We start from the raw sequence: 15,035 nt of genomic DNA, 5'->3' as shown, positions 1-15,035 counted from the left end.
GGCTACCCGGCCGCGCTGCCGAGCAGGCGCATCTCACGCGGCATCAGGTTCCGCAGCGCCCGCATCGCCTGGTAGAACCGCCCCGCCGCCGCCGCCTCGGTCGCCGCGGTGAGGTGCGCCCGGCTCTCCGCGTCGGTGAAGACCTGGCTCAGCTGCTCGATGCCGCGCAGCACCTGCCGGCGGCCCTCCTCGGGATCGGCCTCGCCGGCGAGGACGAGCTGCGCCACATAGGCCACCCGCCGCACCGGCGTGTTCGCCTCCGAGGGGTGGATCGCGTCGCGCAACCGCAGCACGTTCGCCTCGGGCGTCAGGATGTTCAGCCGCGCCCGCCGGTCGCCGTTCTGCATGACGACGCCGTTGATCATGATCCGCTCGTGCGGCCCGAGCTTCAGGACGAGCCCGCTCATGACGCGACCCCCCCGATGTCGCCGGCGGCGGTCTGCCCGCGCAGCCCGCGCATGATGGTGGTGTTGATCTCGACGAGGGGCGCGACCGGGGCCTTGCCGGCGAGCACCCGCAGCGTGTGCTTGCGGACGAACTCGGCGAGGCCGACCAGCTGGCCCTTGAGCGCGGCGGGGAGCCGGTTGCCCTCCGAGAGCAGATCCTCGGCGAGGACGCCCCACAGCCGCTGGTTGTCGGAGACGGCCGCCGCGAGGGCGGGGAAGGCGGACTTGTCGCCCTCGTCCACCGCGCTCATGCGGTGGGTGACGCGGGCGAAGACGGCGTATTCCGTGTCGCGCTCGGACCTTACGGGAGCGGCGGCGCTGGCGTAGCCGGAGCGGGCATGGGCGTTCAAGGTCATCGTCAAGCCTCGTGGGGGCCCGGGACCACGCGGTCCGGGAGGATCAGGGCGATGGAGCGAGGGAGGACGGGGCGGGCCGTCAGGCCCGCCCCGCCGGGACCGCTATCAGCGGAAGAGCGACATGATGCTCTGCGGCGCCTGGTTGGCGATCGACAGCGCCTGGATGCCGAGCTGCTGCTGCGTCTGCAGCGCGGTCAGCCGGGCGGAAGCCTCCTCCATGTCCGCGTCGATCATCGCGCCGGAGGCGTTCTTGATCGCGTCCATCTGCTTGCCGAGGAAGGTGTTCTGCGCGTCGATCCGCGCCTGCGCGGCGCCGAAGGAGGCGGCCGCGTCGATGGCCGCCTGGAGCTGGGTCTCCACCGCGTCGACGTCGCTCTCGTCGGTCGCGTCGGCGACGAGCGTCACGTCCGCCGCCGCGTCGGTGACGAGGTCGATCCCGTCCACGCCGAGCACCTCGAGGCCCACGTCGCCCGCGCCGACGCGGGTCAGCGAGACGGCGAAGCTCTGGGTGTCGGTGTTGTTGACCATGTTGATGCCGTTGACCTGCGCCGAGGCGCCGATCGACTGCATCGTCGCGGTCAGCGCGTCGACGTCGGCCTGGAGCTTCGCGAGGTCGGCGCCGGGCTTCTTCGCCTCGACGACCTTCGCCTGCACGAGCTTCAGCGTGTCGACCATCTGCTCGGCCGCGTTGCGGGCGACGCCGATGGTCTCGGAGGCCGCGGTCAGCGACTCCGACATCTTCTTGTAGGCGCCGACGTCCGAGGTCATCGTCGAGGCGATGGCCCAGGTCGAGGCGTTGTCCTTCGCGGTCGAGATCTTCAGGCCCGTCGAGATCTCGTTCTGGACCTTGCCGAGGTTCGAGTTGATCGACTTCAGGGTCTGGAGCGCGACGAGCGAGGAGGAGTTGGTGAGGATCGAGGACATCGGTTGGTTTCCCTTCGAGACGCGGGGCCTTCGACCCCGCTGGTTGACTGGCGTGCCCGCGCCTGCGGGCCGATGACCGTCCTTCTGACATCTGCGGCGTTGGGGCTGGTTTCGCGCCCCGCCGCGCCGGCCGTTTCGGGCCGCGTGGGGGCACATTCCGCGAACAACGCTAAGAAGCGGCTAACGGGGCAACGCTATCTTGGTTGACATAAGGTTAGCGCCGCTCGACCGCGCGCTCCTCCTCGCCGCCGCGCTCCTCTCGGCCGCGCCCGCCGCCGCCGACCCGCCCGCGGCCTATGCCGCGCGGCGTGGCGCCGAGCTCACCTTCCGCGACTGGCGGCTCGCCTGCCTCGGCGACGCCTGCGCCATCCGCGCCGCCGTCCGCGGCGCCGACGGCAGCGCCGTGCTGGCGCTGGAGGCGCGCCCGGACGGGCAGGGGGGGCAGCTCGCCCTCTCCACCCCGCTGCCGCTCTTCCTCCCCGACGGGATCTCGATCGCCCTCGGCGACGCAGCCCCCCGCGACGTCCCCTGGCGCACCTGCGACCGCGCCAGCTGCCAGGCGCTCGCGCCCTTCGACGCCGACCTCCTCGCCGCCCTGAAGCGCGAGCGCGTCGCCGACGTGACGCTGACCCTCCTCGACGGCGTGCGCGTCCGCCTGCCCGCCTCGCTCCTCGGCTTCACCGCCGCCTGGGACGCCGCCGCCCGCCAGCCGCCCGCGCCCGCTCCGCGCGCGGCCGAAGCGACCCCGCCCCCTGCCCCGGGCGCCGAACCGACCGCCCCGCCGGAGGAGGAACCATCCGCCGCGCCGAAGACGTCGAAGGCGGGGCCGCAAGCCGTCACTCCGCCTTGATTCGCCGCCCGTAGAGCTCCAGCCGGTGATGCACGATCTCGTAGCCGAGCCGCGCGGCGATCTCCTCCTGGATCGCCTCGATCCGGCTCGAGGAGAACTCGATCACCTCGCCGGTGTCGACGTCGATCAGGTGGTCGTGATGCCCCTCCTGCGCCTGCTCGAACCGCGCCGGCCCGTGCCCGAAGGCGTGGCGCTGGATCGCCCCGGATTCCTCCAGCGCGCGCATCGTCCGATAGACCGTGGCCAGCGAGATCCGGCTGTCCATCGCCACCGCCCGCTCGAAGATCTCCGCCGCGTCCGGATGCCCCTGCGCCCCGTGCAGGATCTCGAGAATGATCCGGCGCGGCTTGGTGATGCGCAGCCCCGCCTCGCGCAGGATCGCTTCGTAGTCCGCCGTCTTGCCCGGAACCGTCATCGGCCCCGACCATAGCCGAGACGCCCGCCCGCGCCAATCCCGTTTTTGCGAACGATTATCATTTGCATCCGGATCGGGATCCGCTATGGTCTCCCGGAAACGTCCGGAGTTCGCATGTCGCGTCTTGTTCCCAGTCTCCTCGTCGCCTTCACCCTCGCGCTTCCCGCCGCCGCCCAGGAGCGGCTCAAGGTCGCCACCACCTTCACGATCATCGCCGACATGGCGCAGAACGTCGCCGGCGACGCGGCCGACGTCGTGTCGCTGATCCCGGCCGGGGCCGAGGTCCACAACTTCCAGCCGACGCCCTCCGACATCCTCGCCGCCTCCGACGCCGACCTGATCCTCTGGAACGGCCTCGGGCTCGAGGCCTGGTTCGAGCGGTTCTTCCGCAACCTCGGCGACGTGCCGGCCGTCGTCCTCACCGACGGCATCGAGCCCATCCCCATCTCCGAGGGCCCCTACGCCGGCCGCCCCAACCCGCACGCCTGGATGTCGCTCTCCGACGCGCTGATCTACGTCGAGAACATCCGCGCCGCGCTCGCCGCCGCCGACCCGGCCAACGCCGCGGCCTACGAGGCGAACGCCATGGCCTATTCCGCCGAGATCGAGGCGCTCGCCGCCCCGATCCGCGAGCGCCTCGCCGCCATCCCCGAGGCGCGCCGCTGGCTCGCCACCTCCGAGGGCGCCTTCGCCTACCTCACCCGCGACTTCGGCCTCGGCGAGATCTACATCTGGCCGATCAACGAGGCGAACACCGGCACGCCACAGCAGATCCGCCGCGCCATCGACCGCATCCGCGAGCACGACGTGCCGGCGGTGTTCTCCGAATCGACCGTCGACCCCCGCTCCGCCCAGCAGGTCGCCCGCGAGACCGGCGTCGCCTATGGCGGCGTCCTCTACGTCGACAGCCTCAGCGAGCCGGGGGGGCCGGTGCCGCACTACCTCGACCTGATGCGCGTCACCACGACGACGGTCGCCGAGGCGCTCGCGCCATGAAGCCCGGCCTCGCCGTCCGCGACGTCTCCGTCACCTACCGCACCGGCCTGACCGCGCTCGACGACGCCACCTTCACCCTGCCCGAGGGCTCGATCACCGCGCTCGTGGGCGTGAACGGCTCCGGCAAGTCGACGCTCTTCAAGGCGATCATGGGCTTCGTGCCGCTGCGCACCGGCGGCGTCGAGATCCTCGGGATGCCCCGCGACCAGGCGCTCGACCGCAACCTCGTCGCCTACGTGCCCCAGGCCGAGGAGGTCGACTGGACCTTCCCGATCGTCGTCCGCGACGTGGTGATGATGGGCCGCTACGGCCACATGGGCTGGCTCCGCCGCGCCTCGCCGCGCGACCGCGAGCTGGTCGAGGCGGCGATGGAGCGCGTCGGCGTCGCGCCGCTCGCCGACCGCCAGATCGGCGAGCTCTCCGGCGGCCAGAAGAAGCGCGTCTTCCTCGCCCGCGCGCTGGCGCAGGAGGGCAGGGTGATCCTCCTCGACGAGCCCTTCACCGGCGTCGACGTCACCACCGAGGACGCCATCGTGGCGCTCCTCAAGGACCTCCGCGAGGAGGGCCGGGTCATGCTGATCTCCACCCACAACCTCGGCTCGGTGCCGGACTTCTGCGACCGCGCGGTGCTGATCGACCGCCGCATCCTCGCCTCCGGCCCGACCGCCGAGGTCTTCACCCAGAAGAACCTCGAGGCGGCCTTCGGCGGCAAGCTCCGCCACTTCGTCCTCGGCGGCCGCGACCTTCACGACGACGCCGACGAGCGCCGCGTCACCGTGCTCACCGACGACGAGCGCCCCTTCGTCATCTACGACGCCGGCCACGACCCCGAATCGAAGGCCGAAGCCGCCGCCCGCGAGGTCCGCTGATGGCGTGCGCTCCGGCCGTTCCCACCACCCGGGTATCTGCGGCGATCACCTCATGTGGGCCTCGGGCCACCGCCTCGGACGAGCGATCCGCCCCACTTCCAGCGTCGGCGGTTGCATCCGGGACCAGCGACATCTCAAGAGGGCGTCGGCGCGCCTGCCCGGGCTGGCGCGAAGCGCCTGCGTCGTGCCGAAGGCACGCCTCCGGCGTGACGGGGCAGGCAGGCGCTGCCGATGCCGGCGCATCGGCCGGGTCTTTGCTCCCGATGCGCCCCGCCTCGGTCCAGGGCGATCGGGTGCGAGGACTATCGCGCCCACGCTCGCAGGCCGCCGACCAGACAACGGAAGTCAGGGCGCCGGACGCCGGCCCACCGCACCCGCGCGCCGCCCGGCCCGCGACGGCCCCGTCCAGGCGCCGCCGGAGCGCGGTACGATGACCACCCTCCTCGAGCCCTTCACCTACGGCTACATGACCAACGCCATCTGGGTCTCCGCCCTCGTCGGCGCCCTCTGCGCGTTCCTCTCCGCCTTCCTGATGCTCAAGGGCTGGTCCCTCGTCGGCGACGCCCTCAGCCACGCCGTCGTCCCCGGCGTCGCCGGCGCCTATATCCTCGGCCTGCCCTTCGCGCTCGGCGCCTTCGTCTCCGGCGGGCTCGCCGCCGGCGCCATGCTCTGGCTCGGCGCCTCGACGCGGCTCCGCCAGGACGCCGCCATCGGCGTCGTCTACACCGGCTTCTTCGCCCTCGGCCTCTTCATGATCTCGATCCGGCCGGCGGCGGTCAGCCTCCAGACCATCATGCTCGGCAACGTCCTCGCCATCACGCCGCTCGACACGCTCCAGCTCGTGCTGATCGGCGGCGTCGCCCTCGTCGTCCTCACCCTGAAATGGCGCGACTTCCTCGCCGTCTTCTTCGACGAGATGCACGCCCGCACCGTCGGCCTGCGCCCCGACGCGCTCAAGGTGGTGTTCTTCGCCCTCCTCGCCCTCGCCACCGTCGCCGCCCTCCAGACCGTCGGCGCCTTCCTCGTCGTCGCCATGATCATCACCCCGGGCGCCACCGCCTACCTCCTCACCGACCGCTTCGGCTACGTGATCCTCATCGCCGTCGCGATCGGAGCCGGCTGCTCGGCCGTCGGCGCCTACCTCTCCTTCTTCCTCGACGGCGCCACCGGCGGGCTCATCATCGTGCTGATGACCGCGCTCTTCCTCGCCGCCTTCCTCCTCGCCCCCAAGCACGGCCTCCTCGCCACAAGGAGCCGCCGCCGTGCCTGAGCCTCTCCTGCCCCTCCGGCTCCCCGCCCGACAGCCGCCCGCGGCCGCCCCGCCCGCGGGCCTGCCCCGCCTCCCCCGCGGCTCAGCGCTGACGGTCCCCGCCTTCCGCCGCGCTACCCGGAGCCGCCCCCGTGCCTGAGCCCCTCCTCGTCCGGCTCCCCGCCCGACACCCGGCCGCGGCCGCCCCGCCCACGGGCCTGTCCCGCTTCCCCCGCGACGCGGCGCCGACGGTCGCCGCCTTCCGCCGCGCTACCCGGAGCCGCCCCCGTGCCTGAGCTCCTGCTCCCGTTCCAGCTCCCCTTCATGCAGACGGCCTTCGCCATCGCCGTCGCCGTCGCCATCCCGATGGCGCTGCTCTCCTGCTTCCTCGTGCTGCGCGGCTGGGCGCTGATGGGCGACGCCATCAGCCACGCCGTCCTCCCCGGCGTCGTCCTCGCCTACGTCGCGGGCCTCCCCATCGCCGTCGGCGCCTTCGTCGCCGGCTTCGCCTGCGCGGCCGGCACCGGCTGGCTCAAGGACAACAGCCGCATCAAGGAGGACACCGCCATGGGCGTGGTGTTCTCCGGCCTCTTCGGCCTCGGCCTCGTCCTCTACGCCTCGCTGCCCACCACGCTCCACCTCTCGCACCTGCTCTTCGGCGACATGCTCGGCGTCGTCTGGACCGACGTCGCCTGGTCCGCCGCCGCCGGCGCCGTGGTCACCGCCGCGGTCCTCGCCTTCCGCGCCGATCTCGCCGCGCAGATCTTCGACCCGACCCACGCCCGCGCCATCGGCCTCCCCGTCCGCGGCCTCCACTATGGCCTCCTCGCCCTCGTCGCCCTCGCGGTCGTCGGCGCGCTGCAGGCCGTCGGCATCATCCTCGCCATCGCGCTCCTCATCACCCCGGGGGCCACGGCGCTGCTCTGGGCCCGCCGCCTCGGCCCGATGCTCGCCATCGCCACCGCCGTCTCGCTCGCCGCGGCGATCCTCGGCGTCTACGCCAGCTTCTGGATCGACGCCGCCCCGGCCCCGACCGTCGTGCTCGCCCTGACCCTCGCCTTCGTCGCCAGCCTCCTCCACGCCCGCCGCGCCGAACGCCGCGCCCGCGCCACCCCCTCCGCGCCCGCCTGAAGCCACCCCGCCACCTCGGACGGACGCCCGCCATCGCCCCGCTCGTTCGCGGCGGCGATCCCCGGCGTCTACGCCAGCCTCCGCATCGGCGCCGCCCCGGGCCCGGCCGTCGTGCTCGCCCTGACCCTCGCCTCCGTCGCCAGCCTCCTCCACGCCCTCGCCCATCTGACCCCGCCGCCCCGACCCCGCCGCCGCGGACCGACGCTCGCCACAGCTTGCGCGTCGGGAGACGGGCTCCGCAAAGGCGCGCCGTCGGCCACAGGGACCATCCCCCGAGGTTGACGCCGACCCCGCCGCCCGTTAACGGCGGCGTGATAGCGGCGCTACCCACCGAGGTCCGGCCAGGCAAGCCGTCCGGCTTCGGAGGCATCCCCCGTGAAACCCGCCATCCTCGGCGCGGCCCTGCCCGCGTTCCTCCTCGCAGCCCCGGCCCTCGCCCAGGACGGGCCGGGCACGCTGACGCTCGACACGCTCAGCATCGACGCCCAGGCCGACGTCGGCCTCGTGCCGATCTCCTCGGCGATCGCCACCAAGACCGACACCCCGATCGAGCGCATCCCCCAGGCCGTCTCCATCGTCACCCAGGAATCGCTCGCCCAGCGCCGCCCGCAATCCATGGAGCAGGCGATCTCCTATGTCCCCGGCGTCATCCCCTCGCCCTGGGGCCAGGACAACCGCTTCCCGCAGTTCCTGATCCGCGGCTTCGACATCGGCCCCTACGGCATCTACCGCGACGGCCTGCCGCAGAAGGTCATCGGCTTCTCCGGCTTCGTCATCGAGCCCTGGAGCATCGAGGGCGTCGACGTCCTGCGCGGCCCCAACGCCGTGCTCTACGGCGAGACCGACCCGGGCGGCATCGTCAACGCGGTGACCAAGCGCCCGACCTTCGAGCCGCTCCGCGACGGCTTCGTCACCTACGGCCCCTTCGACACCTGGCAGGGCGGCATCGACGTCGGCGGCCCGCTCGGCGAGCAGGGCACGCTGGCCTGGCGCCTGACCGGCCTCTACCGCGAGGGCGAGACCGGGCTCGCCAACTCCTTCAACGACCGCCAGCTCCTCGCGCCGGCGCTGACCTGGCGGCCCGACGACGCCACCGAGATCACCATCCTCACCAACTTCCAGAAGGACAAGACCACGCCCACGCTCTACCTGCCCGTCGCCGGCGAGGACTACCCGGCCGCCTCCGGCAGGCTGCCGTCGTGGTTCCGCAACGCCAACCCGGAGATCTCGCACTTCGACGCCGACATCGCCTCGGGCGGCTACCTCTTCTCCCACGAGGTCTCGCCCTCGCTCGTCATCCGCCAGCAGGCGCGGGTCGCCCGGCAGGAGACCGACTACCGCGACTTCTACTTCAACGGCATGGCCTCCGACACGGAGATGAACTACGCCGACTTCACCGTCGAGGAGACCGCCGAGACCCAGGCGATCGACACCCAGGCCGAGATCGGCTTCGCCCTCGGCCAGGTCGACAACACCCTGCTCCTCGGCGTCGACTACAGCCGCATGGAGGCGGATTCCCGCAACGGCTACGACGACAGCCACTACATCTCCGTCCTCGACCCTGAGTTCGACTTCGACTTCCCCCGCCCGGAGATCTACTACGACGGCGTCCAGACCGTGGAGCAGTACGGCCTCTACGCCCACAACCAGGCGCAGCTGACCGACCGGCTCTTCGCGAGCTTCGGCCTGCGCCAGACCTGGGTCGAGAACCGCTTCGACGACCACCTCTACGGCGAGGACGAGGACCAGGACGACGACAAGCTCGTCTGGGACATCGGCGCGGTCTACGAGCTCGACCACGGCGTCACGCCCTACGCGAGCTACGCCACCGGCTTCGTCGTCAACACCGGGGCCGACTTCGACGGCGCGCTCTACCAGCCCACCGAGGCCGAGCAGTACGAGATCGGCGCGCGCTGGCGCCCCGAGACCTTCGAGGCGCTGTTCTCGGCCGCGCTCTACCAGATCACCAAGACCAACGTGCTGACCACCGACCCCGACCATCTCAACTACTGGGTCCAGACCGGCGAGGTGCGCCACCGCGGCCTCGAGCTCGAGGCCGACGTGTCGCTGGCCGAGGGCTTCTCCGCCGTCGCCGCCTACAGCTACATCGACGCCGAGATCACCTCGAGCAACGACGGCGACGAGGGCAACCGCCCGGCGCTGGTCCCCGAGCACGCGGCCTCGCTCTGGGCCAACTACGCGGTGCAGTCGGGCCCGCTCGAGGGCCTGAGCTTCGGCGGCGGCGTCCGCTACGTCGGGTCGAGCTTCGGCGATTCGACCAACGACCGCGAGACCCCGGCCTACACCCTCTTCGACGCGGCGCTCCGCTACCAGCGCGGCAATGTGGAGGGAGCGATCAACGTGACGAACCTCTTCGACAAGGACTACTACGCCATCTGCTACCCCGGCGGCGGCTGCTCCCGCGGCGACGAGCGCCAGGTCCAGCTCACCCTCAGCGTCGGCCTCTGGTAAGCGCGCCCCGCGCCCGCCCCGAACCACCGGACCGGGCGCGGTCCTGGCGGATTCACGCTTCTCCTCCAGCCGCCATGGACCGAACGACAGGAAGCCGACAGCCGCCCGACCGACGCAGGCTCCGCCCGCGAGGCTGCGGCGCGACAAGCGAAAGCACGGCTTTCGCCGCGCCGACGACCGGAGCGCGGTGGCGCGGAGGCCGTCAGGGGTGAAGATTTCCCCGTCGCGCGCCATCCGTCCGTGATCGCCCCGGCGAGCGCGGCGACGCGCTCGCCCCCCGAGGGGCGATCGCGGACGGATTTGCCGCGGGTCAAATCCGTCTGGCGTCAGTGTCGCGGCCCATTCCTCCCGATCCGTGGCTTCAGCCGGGATGTGTGAATGCCGTAGGTCGCGGTCGGGCCGGGCAGGCGCCCGGCGTCCGCCCGGCCCTTCTGCCCTCATGCCGGAATCGCCCGACCCGCCCTCCCCGCGTCGCCGCCCCTCCCGGGCGGCGAGGTCCGTCCCGCGACGGCGCCCGCCGGGTGACATGCGCATGTCACCCGGCTCGATGCGGAGCGGCAGCCACGGGGACGGCGGAACCTCCAAGTGAGTCACACGGCGCCGCGAAATGCGGCGCTGATAAAGATGCAATGATTTTCACCGTTCATATTCAAAATATTTCGAAATATATTTGCGCGCAAATTCAGGAACGCCTTGACCCTTCGCCGTGATGTTTCTGTGTGCGGTCCGCCGCCCCAGCCTCATCAACGCCAAGATGCCCGGACCTGTCGATCCCGCCAATCCAAAACGGAGCAGACGAAGCGAGCCGGTATGACAAATCGCGCCGCAGCCCGGGGGCGCATACCGAAAACCCGTCCCGTCCACGCGAACGGCAGGCGTCGGCCGAAGTCGCCATTGACGACCTCTGTCGCTTCGCCGCACAGCCGCCGAGGCAGGTTGGCCGGTCGTCGTGCGAGATGGGCGGGGTTCGGCGCCAGCGCCACCATTTTCACGGGAAGGCCGCCCATGAAAATCCCGATCCGGAAGACATCGGCCGGACGCGCGCAGGGCGTTCCTGGAACCGGCCACGGCGAAGCAGTCCGCCGTATGAACCCGATCTCTCCCGCCCGGGGGAAATCCGTGCAATATCGTGCAGGTTCGTGCAATCTCGTGCATAGCGACACGTGATTTCAATGACTTGACCCCTGTTCACGCGTGGGCACACACGGTTCACGCGCCGCCTCGGCGACGACCCGCCGCAAGAACCCGTTGCGCCCGGGCTTGCCGCTGGGGCCCGCGGCCGGTATTCCGGGCCGACCGCCCGCCCAAGAGCCCGAAAGGCGCCGCATGAGCACCAGCGACCCCCAGCTCCTCGTCTCCACCGAATGGCTGGCGGCGCATCTCGGCGCCCCCGACCTGCGCGTCCTCGACGCGTCGTGGCACATGCCCGACGCCGGCCGCGACCCCAGGGCCGAGTTCATCGCCGGCCACATCCCCCGCGCCCGCTTCTTCGACATCGACGAGATCTCCGACACCCAGTCCGAGCTGCCTCACATGGCGCCGCCGGTCGAGAAGTTCGTCTCCCGGATGCGGGCCATGGGCGTCGGCGACGGCCACCGCGTCGTCGTCTACGACAGCGCCGGCCTCTTCTCCGCCGCCCGGGTCTGGTGGCTCTTCCGCCTCTTCGGCAAGACCGACGTCGCCGTGCTCGACGGCGGCCTGCCGAAGTGGAAGGCCGAGGGCCGCGCGATCGAGGAGGGCTGGCCGATCCTGCGGGACCGCCACTTCACCGCCCGCCGCAACGCCGCCCTCGTCCGCGACGTCACCCAGGTTGCGGCCTCGGCGAAGCTCGCGGACACCCAGATCGTCGACGCCCGCTCGCCCGGCCGCTTCCGCGGCGAAGAGCCGGAGCCCCGCCCCGGCCTGCGCTCCGGCCACATCCCCGGCGCGCGGAACGTCCACTACGCCACCCTCGTCAACCCCGACGGCACGCTCAAGGACCCCGCCGCCCTCCGCGCCGCCTTCGAGGCCGCCGGCGTCGACGTCGAGAAGCCGGTGATCACCTCCTGCGGCTCGGGCGTCTCCGCGGCGATCCTCAACCTCGCGCTGGAGCGCCTCGGCAACGACCGCCACGCCCTCTACGACGGCTCCTGGGCGGAGTGGGGCGCCTATCCCGACCTCAAGGTCGAGAAGGGCTGAAGGGGGGCGCGATGATCCACCGCGCCGGGGAACGGGTCGACTACGTCGTGACCTTCCTCGAGATGGACGCGCGGCCGGCATCGCCGCGGCCGCCGATGCCCGTCGGCCCCGCCTCCGCGCTCCTCGTCGCCGAGCGCCCGCCGGTCTGGTGGTTCCTCGCCCTCTACGACGCCGTCGGCTCCGAGTACGAGTGGACTGACCAGCACGACCGCCCGAGGCCCGAGCTCGAGACCTTCCTCGCCGACCCGGCGGTGACCCTGCACACCCTGATGCGGGCCGGCTGGCCGCACGGCTTCTTCGCCCTCGACGCCCGCGAGCGCGGCGTCTGCGACCTCGCCTATTTCGGCCTGCCGCCGGAGGCGATCGGCCAGGGGCTCGGCCGCTTCCTCGTCGAGACGGCGGTCCACGCCGCCTGGGACCGCCCCGGCGTGGCCCGGGTCACCGTCAACACCAACTCGCTCGACCACCCGAGGGCGCTGCCCCTCTACCAGAAGGCGGGCTTCGCGCCGGTCCGCCGCGAGACGCGCAGCCGCGTGCTGACGCGCGACCGCGCCAGCGTCGGCGACTAGCCCAGCACCAGGATCCCCGAGATGCTTGAGACCCTCGAGAACCAGCCGGCCGACAAGATCATCGCCATGATGGCCGAGTTCGCCGCCGACCCGCGCCAGGACAAGCTCGACCTCGGCGTCGGCGTCTACAAGGACGCGAACGGCCGCACTCCGGTCATGCGCGCGGTCAAGGCCGCGGAGAAGCGCCTGCTCGAGGGCCAGGCCACCAAGGCCTACGTCGCCCTCCTCGGCGACTCCGCCTTCAACGAGGCGATGGCGGAGCTGGTCCTCGGCCCCGACCGCCCGCGCGAGCGCATCGCCATGACCCAGGCCGTCGGCGGCACCGGCGCGCTCCGCCAGCTCTTCGACCTCGCCCGCCGCGCTAATCCCGGCCTCACCGTCTGGCTGCCCGAGCCGAGCTGGCCGAACCACGCCGCGATCCTCAAGGGGATCGGCATCCCCTTCCGCACCCATCGCTACTTCGACCCCGCCACCCGCGGCGTCGACTTCGAGGGCATGACGGCCGACCTCGCGGCGATGAAGCCCGGCGACGTCCTGCTCCTGCACGGCTGCTGCCACAACCCGACGGGCGCCAACCTCACCCTCGACCAGTGGGACAAGGTGGCCGACATCCTCGACGCCACCGGCGCGATCCCGATGGTCGACCTCGCCTACCAGGGCTTCGGCGACGGGCTCGACAAGGACGCCGCCGCCCTGCGCCGCCTCGCCGCCCGCGCGCCGGAGTTCCTGCTCGCCGCGAGCTGCTCCAAGAACTTCGGCCTCTACCGCGAGCGCGTCGGCCTCGCGCTCGCCATCGCCCGTGACGCCGACGAGGCCGGCCGGGCGCGGGCGAACCTCGCGACGCTCAACCGGCTCAACTTCTCCTTCCCGCCCGACCACGGCGCCAAGGTCGTCGAGATCATCCTCAACGACCCGGAGCTGCGCGCCGACTGGGCGGCCGAGCTCGAGGAGATGCGCCTCGGGATGCTCGTGCTCCGGCAGGGCCTCGCCGACGCCATGCGCCGGGCGACCAACTCCGACCGCTTCGACTTCATCCTCAACCACCGCGGCATGTTCTCGCTGACCGGCGCGACGCCCGAGCAGGTCCAGCGCCTGCGCGACGAGCACGGCGTCTACATGGTCGGCGACAGCCGCATCAACGTCGCGGGCCTGCCCGCGCAGGGCCTAGACCGCCTCGCCGCCGCCATCGCGTCGGCGGGGGTCTGAGCGCGCCGCCGTGGCCGCCATCCCGGTCATCGCCGCCGGGGACGTCGAGGACCGCCTCGACTGGCTGGCGATGACCGGGGCGCTGGCCGAGGGCCACCGCCGCCACCGCCCGGCGCTGGCCGACCTGCTCCTGCGCCGCGGCGAGGACACCCTGCTCACCCGCTCGGCCTGGGTGGACGGCCTCGGCGCGGCGACCAACTCGGTGACCGTCGTCCCCGCCAACCCGGGCCGCGGCCTGCCGAGCGTCAACGGCGCGCTCCTGCTCTTCGAAGACGCCACCGGGGCCGTCGAGGCGATCGTCGACAGCGCGCTGGTCACCCGGTGGAAGACCGCCGCCGACTCGCTCCTCGGCGCGCGCCTGCTCGCCCGCCCCGACGCGCGGCGGCTCCTGATCCTCGGCGCCGGCTCCGTCGCCGCCTCGCTCGTCGACGCCTACCGCGCCGGCTTTCCCGACCTCGCCGTGTCGATCTGGAACCGCACCCCGGAGGCCGCCCGCCGCCTCGCCGCCGCCAAGGCGGCCGAGGCCGTCGAGGACCTCCCCGCCGCGGTCGCGGAGGCCGACATCGTCGCGACCGCCACCATGGCGACCGAGCCCGTCCTGCACGGGGCGTGGCTCCGCCCGGGCCAGCACCTCGACCTGATCGGGGCCTACCGCGCCGACATGCGCGAGGCGGACGACGACTGCCTGCGGCGGGCCCGCATCTTCGTCGACAGCCGCGACACCACCCTCGACCATATCGGCGAGCTGAAGGATCCGCTGACCCGCGGCGTCATCTCGCGCGACCGGGTGCTCGGCGACCTGCACGATCTCGTCGCCGGCCGGGTCGGCCGCCGCGCTCCCGACGAGATCACCCTCTTCAAGAACGGCGGCGGCGCCCATCTCGACCTGATGACCGGCCGCGCCATCCTCGCCGCCTGGCGGGCCGCCTCGTGACGCGGCCCGCCCCGGTCCTGACCGGCGGCTGCCTCTGCGGCGCGGTCCGCTACCGGATCGAGGCCGCGCCGCTCGTGACCCTGATCTGCCACTGCGCCACCTGCCGCCGCGCCGCCGGGGCGCAGTCCGTCGCCTGGGGGACGTTCCCCGGCGCCGCCTTCGCCTGGACCGCCGCCGCCCCGGCGCGCCATGCCTCCTCGCCCGGCGTCGCCCGCGCCCACTGCGCCGCCTGCGGGGCCAGCCTGACCTGGCAGGGCGAGCCCCACACCATCGACGTCACCCTCGCCAGCCTCGACGACCCCGAGGCCGCGCCGCCCGTCTGCGAGACCTGGCTCTCGCACCGCCTGTCCTGGGCCCCGACCGACCCCAGCCTGCCGGCCTTCGCCGAAGGCGTCCCGTCGCCCATCGATCCCTGAAATCGACGGGCCGGGTCGCCCGGA

15 protein-coding genes are annotated in these 15,035 nt (G+C 72.5%); 11 read left to right on the top strand and 4 right to left on the bottom strand.

Annotation, left to right across the window (positions count from 1 at the left end; genetic code table 11):
* Positions 1-2: 2 nt before the first annotated feature.
* From flbT to KBB57_RS10440, 3 genes are all read right to left on the bottom strand, one after another.
* Complete coding sequence (gene flbT / locus KBB57_RS10450; RefSeq protein ID WP_290749579.1) at positions 3-407, bottom strand: flagellar biosynthesis repressor FlbT; 405 nt, start codon at positions 405-407, stop codon at positions 3-5.
* Complete coding sequence (flaF, locus tag KBB57_RS10445) at positions 404-802, bottom strand: flagellar biosynthesis regulator FlaF (RefSeq protein WP_290749576.1); 399 nt, start codon at positions 800-802, stop codon at positions 404-406. Before flaF ends, flbT begins: the two co-directional genes overlap by 4 nt.
* Positions 803-907: 105 nt before the next feature.
* Positions 908-1,726 (bottom strand): flagellin, encoded by an 819-nt coding sequence (locus KBB57_RS10440; RefSeq protein ID WP_290749574.1) that lies wholly within the window; start codon positions 1,724-1,726, stop codon positions 908-910.
* Positions 1,727-1,925: 199 nt separating this feature from the next.
* On the opposite strand from KBB57_RS10440, the gene KBB57_RS10435 reads away from it, so the two are divergent.
* The gene (locus KBB57_RS10435) at positions 1,926-2,576 is read left to right on the top strand and encodes an invasion associated locus B family protein (RefSeq protein ID WP_290749573.1); all 651 of its coding nucleotides are present in this window, start codon (positions 1,926-1,928) and stop codon (positions 2,574-2,576) included.
* On the opposite strand, the gene KBB57_RS10430 is transcribed toward KBB57_RS10435, so the two are convergent.
* Positions 2,563-2,991 (bottom strand): Fur family transcriptional regulator, encoded by a 429-nt coding sequence (locus tag KBB57_RS10430; protein WP_290749571.1) that lies wholly within the window; start codon positions 2,989-2,991, stop codon positions 2,563-2,565. The two genes, KBB57_RS10435 and KBB57_RS10430, sit on opposite strands and share 14 nt — an antisense overlap.
* A 114-nt stretch (positions 2,992-3,105) precedes the next feature.
* On the opposite strand from KBB57_RS10430, the gene KBB57_RS10425 reads away from it, so the two are divergent.
* The 10 genes from KBB57_RS10425 (at position 3,106) to KBB57_RS10380 (ending at position 15,011) form a co-directional block, all read left to right on the top strand.
* Positions 3,106-3,987, top strand: coding sequence for a metal ABC transporter substrate-binding protein (locus KBB57_RS10425; protein WP_290749569.1), 882 nt, complete (start codon positions 3,106-3,108; stop codon positions 3,985-3,987).
* A complete protein-coding gene (locus KBB57_RS10420) occupies positions 3,984-4,856 on the top strand; it encodes a manganese/iron ABC transporter ATP-binding protein (RefSeq protein WP_290749567.1) in 873 nt (290 codons plus the stop codon). The genes KBB57_RS10425 and KBB57_RS10420 overlap by 4 nt, the downstream gene beginning before the upstream one ends.
* A gap of 430 nt (positions 4,857-5,286) precedes the next feature.
* Complete coding sequence (locus KBB57_RS10415; RefSeq protein ID WP_290749565.1) at positions 5,287-6,126, top strand: metal ABC transporter permease; 840 nt, start codon at positions 5,287-5,289, stop codon at positions 6,124-6,126.
* 267 nt (positions 6,127-6,393) lie between these two features.
* Positions 6,394-7,236 carry a metal ABC transporter permease gene (locus tag KBB57_RS10410; protein ID WP_290749563.1) on the top strand — a complete coding sequence of 281 codons (843 nt, stop codon included), beginning with the start codon at positions 6,394-6,396 and terminating at the stop codon, positions 7,234-7,236.
* A 375-nt stretch (positions 7,237-7,611) separates the two neighbouring features.
* Entirely contained in the window at positions 7,612-9,708 is a 2,097-nt protein-coding gene (locus KBB57_RS10405; protein WP_290749561.1) for a TonB-dependent siderophore receptor, read from the top strand.
* Positions 9,709-11,034: 1,326 nt separating this feature from the next.
* Positions 11,035-11,886 (top strand): 3-mercaptopyruvate sulfurtransferase, encoded by an 852-nt coding sequence (sseA, locus tag KBB57_RS10400; protein ID WP_290749559.1) that lies wholly within the window; start codon positions 11,035-11,037, stop codon positions 11,884-11,886.
* A gap of 11 nt (positions 11,887-11,897) precedes the next feature.
* Positions 11,898-12,455 (top strand): GNAT family N-acetyltransferase, encoded by a 558-nt coding sequence (locus KBB57_RS10395; protein WP_290749557.1) that lies wholly within the window; start codon positions 11,898-11,900, stop codon positions 12,453-12,455.
* Between the two features lie 21 nt (positions 12,456-12,476).
* Positions 12,477-13,661, top strand: a complete 1,185-nt coding sequence (locus KBB57_RS10390) for an amino acid aminotransferase (protein WP_290749555.1) — start codon at positions 12,477-12,479, stop codon at positions 13,659-13,661.
* A 10-nt stretch (positions 13,662-13,671) separates the two neighbouring features.
* Positions 13,672-14,595 carry an ornithine cyclodeaminase family protein gene (locus KBB57_RS10385; protein ID WP_290749552.1) on the top strand — a complete coding sequence of 308 codons (924 nt, stop codon included), beginning with the start codon at positions 13,672-13,674 and terminating at the stop codon, positions 14,593-14,595.
* Positions 14,592-15,011: a GFA family protein gene (locus KBB57_RS10380; protein WP_290749549.1), complete on the top strand. Its 420-nt coding sequence runs from the start codon at positions 14,592-14,594 to the stop codon at positions 15,009-15,011. Before KBB57_RS10385 ends, KBB57_RS10380 begins: the two co-directional genes overlap by 4 nt.
* Positions 15,012-15,035 lie beyond the last annotated feature (24 nt).

Source organism: Amaricoccus sp. (genome assembly GCF_017993425.1).
GTDB lineage: Bacteria > Pseudomonadota > Alphaproteobacteria > Rhodobacterales > Rhodobacteraceae > Amaricoccus.
Note: the sequence above shows the minus strand (reverse complement) of the source record. Positions and strands in the feature narration are given on the sequence as shown.

Coding starts and splice junctions, on each gene's coding strand:
- KBB57_RS10430 (WP_290749571.1), bottom strand. CDS start 2,991: ATGACGGTTCCGGGCAAGACGGCGGACTACGAAGCGATCCTGCGCGAG.
- KBB57_RS10420 (WP_290749567.1), top strand. CDS start 3,984: ATGAAGCCCGGCCTCGCCGTCCGCGACGTCTCCGTCACCTACCGCACC.
- flaF (WP_290749576.1), bottom strand. CDS start 802: ATGACCTTGAACGCCCATGCCCGCTCCGGCTACGCCAGCGCCGCCGCT.
- flbT (WP_290749579.1), bottom strand. CDS start 407: ATGAGCGGGCTCGTCCTGAAGCTCGGGCCGCACGAGCGGATCATGATC.
- KBB57_RS10395 (WP_290749557.1), top strand. CDS start 11,898: ATGATCCACCGCGCCGGGGAACGGGTCGACTACGTCGTGACCTTCCTC.
- KBB57_RS10390 (WP_290749555.1), top strand. CDS start 12,477: ATGCTTGAGACCCTCGAGAACCAGCCGGCCGACAAGATCATCGCCATG.
- KBB57_RS10440 (WP_290749574.1), bottom strand. CDS start 1,726: ATGTCCTCGATCCTCACCAACTCCTCCTCGCTCGTCGCGCTCCAGACC.
- KBB57_RS10415 (WP_290749565.1), top strand. CDS start 5,287: ATGACCACCCTCCTCGAGCCCTTCACCTACGGCTACATGACCAACGCC.
- KBB57_RS10425 (WP_290749569.1), top strand. CDS start 3,106: ATGTCGCGTCTTGTTCCCAGTCTCCTCGTCGCCTTCACCCTCGCGCTT.
- sseA (WP_290749559.1), top strand. CDS start 11,035: ATGAGCACCAGCGACCCCCAGCTCCTCGTCTCCACCGAATGGCTGGCG.